Origin of the sequence: Xanthomonas sp. BRIP62411, assembly GCF_003993525.1 — a bacterium.
In the GTDB taxonomy this organism is placed as follows: domain Bacteria; phylum Pseudomonadota; class Gammaproteobacteria; order Xanthomonadales; family Xanthomonadaceae; genus Xanthomonas; species Xanthomonas euroxanthea.
Genome location: NZ_QEZI01000042.1, coordinates 1 through 6,043, shown reverse-complemented (window position 1 = coordinate 6,043; position 6,043 = coordinate 1). Strand labels below are relative to the sequence as shown.

7 protein-coding genes are annotated in these 6,043 nt (G+C 67.4%); 1 reads left to right on the top strand and 6 read right to left on the bottom strand.

Annotation, left to right across the window (positions count from 1 at the left end; all coding sequences use genetic code 11):
* Positions 1-77 precede the first annotated feature (77 nt).
* On the bottom strand, positions 78-344 hold the full coding sequence (locus EO139_RS21305) for a DUF3297 family protein (RefSeq protein ID WP_126972417.1): 267 nt from the start codon (positions 342-344) through the stop codon (positions 78-80).
* A 166-nt stretch (positions 345-510) separates the two neighbouring features.
* Here EO139_RS21305 and EO139_RS21300 point away from each other — a divergent pair, with 166 nt between their 5' ends.
* Positions 511-1,062, top strand: a complete 552-nt coding sequence (locus EO139_RS21300) for a hypothetical protein (RefSeq protein WP_104583213.1) — start codon at positions 511-513, stop codon at positions 1,060-1,062.
* A 717-nt stretch (positions 1,063-1,779) separates the two neighbouring features.
* Here the strand turns inward: EO139_RS21300 and EO139_RS21295 are convergent.
* The 5 genes from EO139_RS21295 to msrB all read right to left on the bottom strand — a co-directional run bounded on the left by EO139_RS21295 (position 1,780) and on the right by msrB (position 5,965).
* Positions 1,780-2,064, bottom strand: coding sequence for a DUF4031 domain-containing protein (locus EO139_RS21295; RefSeq protein ID WP_126972415.1), 285 nt, complete (start codon positions 2,062-2,064; stop codon positions 1,780-1,782).
* A gap of 10 nt (positions 2,065-2,074) precedes the next feature.
* Positions 2,075-2,749 carry a hypothetical protein gene (locus EO139_RS21290; RefSeq protein WP_241235999.1) on the bottom strand — a complete coding sequence of 225 codons (675 nt, stop codon included), beginning with the start codon at positions 2,747-2,749 and terminating at the stop codon, positions 2,075-2,077.
* Positions 2,750-3,028: 279 nt separating this feature from the next.
* On the bottom strand, positions 3,029-4,222 hold the full coding sequence (motB, locus tag EO139_RS21285) for a flagellar motor protein MotB (protein ID WP_126972411.1): 1,194 nt from the start codon (positions 4,220-4,222) through the stop codon (positions 3,029-3,031).
* Between the two features lie 10 nt (positions 4,223-4,232).
* Positions 4,233-5,087, bottom strand: a complete 855-nt coding sequence (gene motA, locus EO139_RS21280) for a flagellar motor stator protein MotA (RefSeq protein WP_104583217.1) — start codon at positions 5,085-5,087, stop codon at positions 4,233-4,235.
* Between the two features lie 413 nt (positions 5,088-5,500).
* A complete protein-coding gene (gene msrB, locus EO139_RS21275) occupies positions 5,501-5,965 on the bottom strand; it encodes a peptide-methionine (R)-S-oxide reductase MsrB (protein WP_104649337.1) in 465 nt (154 codons plus the stop codon).
* Between the last annotated feature and the right edge of the window lie 78 nt (positions 5,966-6,043).

Sequence of the window (6,043 nt, the reverse complement as noted above, 5' to 3'; positions counted from 1 at the left end):
GGACACGCGCCCCGCAGCAAACTCTCCGCCCGGCAGCTCTGCAATAGAACAGCGTGAGGTAGTCTGGTCAGCCGCGCTTACTCGGCAGCAGCCTTGGCGTCGCCCTTGGTGTCCAGGAAGTAGGCCACCACCTCGCCCTTGATCTTCATCGTCATCGGGTTGCCGCGACGGTCGCGGGCCTTGCCGACCTGCACCTTGATCCAGCCTTCGCTGACCGAATACTCCTCCACGTTGTCGCGTTCGACACCGTTGAAGCGCACGCCGATGCCGCGGTTGAGGGCGTAGGCATCGTGGAACGGGCTGCGTGCATCGATGGCCAGATGATCGGGAGGGGTATCGCTCATGGGAAAGGCGTCATGGCGGCCGGGATGGCCGTCTTCGGCCGCACAGGATACGGGCCCGCGCCGCGAAGATCAGCCCCGGCACTGCGTGCGCATGCGCCGGGCGGTTTGCGTGCGCGTCGCCAGGCCTCCACACTTCACGCCTGCTCTCCTGAGAACCCAGACCGCCATGCCCGATAACAGCGCCGACTACGAAGACGACGAAGGCCTGCAGCCCGAGGGCGACGAAGACGATGTCGACGACCACCCGGCGCGGGTGTGGAATCTGCTGGTGCTGATCAATCCCGGTGACGAAGACACCGCCCTGGGCCAGTTCGATACCTGGCGCGAGGCGCAGGCCGACCTGGACGACGACGAGGGCGACGATGCCTGGTTGTGGGCCTTGAAGGATGCGATCGACTGGCGCTCGGGCTTCTTCGTGGACTGGAAGGACACCGACGCGTTCATTGCCGCCATCGACGAACTCAGCGCGCGCTGGAACCTGCGCATCGACTGGGGTGGCGACCTGGATGACGAGGAGTTTGCCAGCGATCTGAGTGTGCCGGACCTGATGGCGGTGGCCTACGATCGTCTGCGCGAGCACGGCTACTCGCTGTGGAACTGGAACACCGGTGGCGACGCCTATGCCGGCTGGATCGCCCTCAGCCGCGACGACGACGCCATGCTGGCGCTGACCTCGCTGCTGGGGGTCGAGGTGCGGCTGGGAAACGAGGCGTTCTGAGGGCCGGGAGTGGGGAGTCGGGATCGGGGAGTCGCGAGAGCGGTCTCCGGGTGTGTGGGTCTGGCTGGCATTGTCCGCGGCCGGGTGATTGCCCCGTAGGAGCGTGCCTGCGCGCGATCGGGCGTTACCGTGACAGCCCCTCGCGCTCAGGCCAGGCGCGCTCCTACAACGGCGTGGCGTCATGGTGCAGGGGGGGGATGCCGCCGTCGTGACGTTGCAGGCCTCTTTACCAGGAGGCTTACAACGGCCCAGCGATTGCCCCGTAGGAGCGTGCCTGCGCGCGACAGGCGTTACCGGGACCGCCCCTCGCGCTCGGGCGCGCTCCTACAACGGCGTGGCGTCATGGTGCAGAGGGGGATGCCGCCGTCGTGACGTTGCAGGCCTCCTTACCAGGAGGCTTACACGGCCCAGCGATTGCCACGTAGGAGCGTGCCTGCGCGCGACAGGCGTTACCGGGACAGCCCCTCGCGCTCGGGCGCGCTCCTACAACGGCGTGGTGTCATGGTGCAGAGGGGATGCCGCCGTCGTGACGTTGCAGGCCTCTTTACCAGGGGGCTTACACGGCCCAGCGATTGCCCCGTAGGAGCGTGCCTGCGCGCGACAGGCGTTACCGGGACAGCTCCTCGCGCTCGGGCGCGCGCCTACAAAGGCGCGCCGCCAATCAGGTTGCGGCCACCGCCGTTGCGAATCCCCAATCCCCAATCCCCAATCCCCGCCTCAAGGCGCCTGGCCCCGTGCCTGCGCACGCGCATTGGCGATCAAGGCCTTGAGCAAGACGCGATCGGTGTGACGGGAGATGGCGATGGCACCGAGCGCGATGGCTTCGGTGCGTAGCGGTGCGGGCACGTCGTAGTGCGCGCCGCTGAGTTTGTTCTGGAAGGCGCGGCGGGGAATGCCCAGCCGCGCCGCCATTGCATGCAGCTCGTGCAGCGTATCGCCGAGCAGGTGCGCCCAGCGCTGCTCGCGCCACAGATGCACCGCATCGTCGACGTAGACGGCCACCGGCAGGCCCTCAGGCCTTCTTGGTCTTCTTTTTCTTGCTGCCGTCGCTTGCGTCGTCGGCATCGTCCTGCGGCGCGTCGCCTGCGGTTTCGGCAGCGGCGTCTGCGTCGCTGGCGTCGGCGTCAGCATCTGCCTGGGCATCGCTTGCCTCGGCATCTGCGTCTTCGGCTTCGGCTTCGCCGTCGTCGCCTTCGGCGTCGCTGTTCTCGAACTCGGACACCAGCGTGGTCAGGTATTCCTCGGCGGTCTTGCCGTCTTCGGCGGCCAGGTCGTCGATCATCTGCTGCAGCTGGGTGGAGTATTCCAGCGAGATGGTCTTGCCTTCCTTCTCCTGCAGATTGGCCAGGTGCTTGAGCATGGCCAGCATCGGCACCGGATTGTCGGCGCTGCCCATGGTCTGGCCGCCGATCGACAGCAGCCATTCGCTGTCGTTCTGCAAGCCGATCGCCGCGACCACGCGGCCGTCGGCATCCTGCAGCACGGCATGGTTGGCGATCTGCGGCGCCTGGCCCAGACGGACGATCGGGCGCTTGGGTTGGGACTTCTTGCGCTTGTCGCGCTTGGCCTTGGAATTGCGGGACACGGTGTTCTCGACGCTGGGAATGGCCGACCATTCTAGGCGCTTGTGCGCAGCCCGGCTCGGGTACCGCCATCGGGCCGGTGAACGCCCGCCGCGCCAGTCCACGCTCCTATGGGCCCTCCAGCGTGTCGAAGGCGCCGACGCCGGTATTTCGGGCAGGCTGCAGCGGCCGACACCACGCCTGTGCCCGAGCACGAGCGCGCCGCTGCTGGTCGGGACCGGAATGCAGCCGGAGCGGCCGGCCGCAGGATGCTGGAATTCGGCATGCACCTCAGTCAGGTCTGCACGACAACCTGCCGCCTCCAGCCGTACAGCCGCCAGCAACCGCTAGCCGCCGCCAGGCAATCGCCAGGCAATCATCAGGCCAGATGCCCTCAGCCGCCGTCAGCGCCGCTGGGGCGCTTCGCCGACGGCAGTGCGCGGCGCCGCCACGGCAGCTTCGGCAGCCTTGGCCAGGGCCGTGGCCGAGGCCAGCTGGGTGCGCGTGGAGACGCGCGGCGCGGCCGGCGTGGTGCTGCCGACCGTGGTGGTTGCCGCGGGCGGTTTGGCGCTCTCAGCAGCTGCAGGTCCGCCCGCCGCCGCGGTGGGCCCTGCCGCAGGCAGCGCGGCCGGTGTCCCCACCGCCGCGGTGGCCGCAGTCGCTGCGGCACTCAGGTCCGGCACATGGGTGTCGGCATCGTGGGTGGGCTTGCCCAGCGCAATGCCCTGGCCGGCGCCGGCCAGCGCGGCCTGTTCGGCATCCTGGGTCATCACCACGATGCTGATGCGGCGGTTGATCGGGTTCTGCGGGTTGGTCTTGTCGAACAGCACCGAAGAGGACAGCCCCACCACGCGCGTCACCTTGGCATCGTCCATGCCGCCGCCCACCAGCGCGCGGCGCGCGGCGTTGGCGCGGTCGGCGCTGAGTTCCCAGTTGGTGTAGCCGGCATCGCTGCTGTAGGCGGTGGTGTCGGTGTGGCCGGTGATGCTGATGTGGTTGGGCACCTGGTTGATGAAGCTGGACAGCTCGCGCAGGATCGCCACGGTGTACGGCTTGAGCTGGTCGCGGCCCATGTCGAACATCGGCCGGTTCTGCTTGTCCACGATCTGGATGCGCAGGCCGTCCGGGGTGAGGTCGAGCAGCAGCTGGTCCTTGAACGGCTCCAGCGCCTGGCTCTTGTCGATGGCTTCCTTCAAGTCCTGCATCAGCGCTTCCAGGCGCTTCTTGTCCTTGGCGCGGCTGTCCTGACTGGTGTCGGCGGCGTTGTCGCGCTTGCGGCCCATTTCGTCCTTCTGCCCCTTGGCCATGTCGGCGGTGCCGCCGAGCTTGATCATCGAGGTGCTGGCGCCGCCGGGGCCATTCATGCCCGGCGAGGGCGCCGGCGACTTGCCCGACAGCGGGCTGGGATTGCGGAAGTATTCCGAGATCGCCGCGCGCTGTTCCTTGGTGGTGGCGGCCATCAGCCACAGCACCAGGAAGAACGCCATCATCGCGGTCACGAAGTCGGCAAACGCCACTTTCCAGGCGCCGCCGTGATGGCCGCCGCCCTGCACCTTCTTGACCCGTCGGATGACGACGGTGGATTTGCCCTCGGCCATGACCGCGGCCCTACTTGATCGTCTTCAGGTGCGTTTCGAAATCCGCAAAGCTCGGACGCACGTTGGAGGGCAGTGTCTTGCGCGCGAATTCCAGCGCAATCTTCGGGTTGTAGCCGCGCAGGCAGGCCAGCAGCGCGGTCTTGACCGCCTCGTACATGCGCCCGTCCTGCTCGGCGCGCGCTTCCATCGCCGCGGCCAGCGGCGCGACGAAGCCATAGGCCAGCAGGATGCCCAGGAAGGTGCCGACCAGGGCGGCGCCGACGTGGTGGCCGATCTCCTCGATCGGCCCGCCGATCGAGCCCATGGTGATCACGATGCCGAGCACGGCCGCCACGATGCCGAAGCCGGGCAGGCCGTCGGACACCTTGCTCAACGCATGCGAGGGCGCCAGCGCCTCGTGGTGGTGTTTTTCCAGCTCCAGTTCGAGCAACGGCTCCAGCTCGTGCGGTTCGATGTTGCTGCCGATCATCAGGCGCAGGCAGTCGGTGATGAAGTCCAGCAGGTGATGGTCGGCAACCACCTTGGGGTAGTTGCCGAAGATGGTGCTGTCCTGCGGTTTTTCGACGTGGTCTTCCAGCGCCATAAAGCCGTCGCGGCGCGCCTTGTTGAGCAGCTCGTAGATCAGGCTCAGCGTGTCCTTGTAGTCGTCGGACTTGTACTGCGGGCCCTTGAACACGCCCATGATGCTGCTGAAGGTTTCCTTGACGATCTTGCCGGGCGTGCTGACCAGAAACGCGCCGAACGCCGCGCCACCGATGATCATCAGCTCGTACGGCTGCCAGAGCGCGCCCAGCTTGCCATGCGACAGCACATAGCCGCCCAGGACACTGACGATGACGACGATGAAGCCGATGATGATGAGCATGGCGCAGCCAGAAGCAAACAAGGTTGCTGTTGTTTCGGCTTGCGCGGCGGATTCTTGAAGCGCACGGCGTGAAGGTGTGCGGTGTAGCTGAACGATCAACTGGCGCAGCGGATCTTCGCACGGGAAATGGGCGGCAACAGCGCTGCACGCGCCAGGTAGCCTGCGGGCCGCTTCAGCCTGGGATCACGGGGTTTCGCGGTGCAACTGCCCATGCCAAGCACTCTCTGCAACACGTGTCCTGACGCAACCCGGCTCAAGTGAGTCGCACCGGGTGGCCGGAATGGATCAACGCCTCGTCGCGTACCGCATGCGTTGGCGATGCGGCAGCGCCTGCCGGTGTGTGCATGCGGGGCGCAGGTGTGCGCCACGGCGTCCGGCACGGAATCCCTGCGTGCCGGACGACACGCGTCGGCTCAGGCCGGTTGCGCCTCGGCACCTTCGCGCTGCAAGGGGTTGGGCAGCGCCTGGCCGTTTTCGGTAAACCCCAGCGAGACCGAGTTCAGGCAGTGGCGTTCGCCGGTCGGCGGCGGGCCGTCGGGGAAGACGTGGCCCAGGTGGCTGTCGCAGCGCGCGCAGACGATCTCGGTGCGGATCATGCCGTAGCTGATGTCGCGGATCTCGCGCACATGGGCGGCGTCGTAGGGCGCGAAGAAGCTTGGCCAGCCGGTACCGGATTCGAACTTGGCGCTGGAGCGGAACAACGGCAAGCCGCACAGGCGGCAGGTGTAGACGCCGTCGAGCTTGTTATCCAGGAACACCCCGCAGAATGGCGCTTCGGTGCCATGGTGCAGCAGCACGCGCTGTTCCTCGTCGCTGAGCCCGGCGATCAGGGCGTCGCGCTGGGCGGGGGAGGGAGGGGTCAGGTCGAACTGGCTCATGGGGCTCTCGCATGCGCGCGCTGGCAGGGGTGCCGCGCCTGCACTCGTGATGTGGGCGTTGTCGGCGTGGTTCAAGCG

Bases quoted from the DNA above. Each gene is read 5' to 3' on its own strand.
- EO139_RS21300 (WP_104583213.1), top strand. From the start codon at position 511: ATGCCCGATAACAGCGCCGACTACGAAGACGACGAAGGCCTGCAGCCC.
- EO139_RS21305 (WP_126972417.1), bottom strand. From the start codon at position 344: ATGAGCGATACCCCTCCCGATCATCTGGCCATCGATGCACGCAGCCCG.
- motB (WP_126972411.1), bottom strand. From the start codon at position 4,222: ATGGCCGAGGGCAAATCCACCGTCGTCATCCGACGGGTCAAGAAGGTG.
- msrB (WP_104649337.1), bottom strand. From the start codon at position 5,965: ATGAGCCAGTTCGACCTGACCCCTCCCTCCCCCGCCCAGCGCGACGCC.
- motA (WP_104583217.1), bottom strand. From the start codon at position 5,087: ATGCTCATCATCATCGGCTTCATCGTCGTCATCGTCAGTGTCCTGGGC.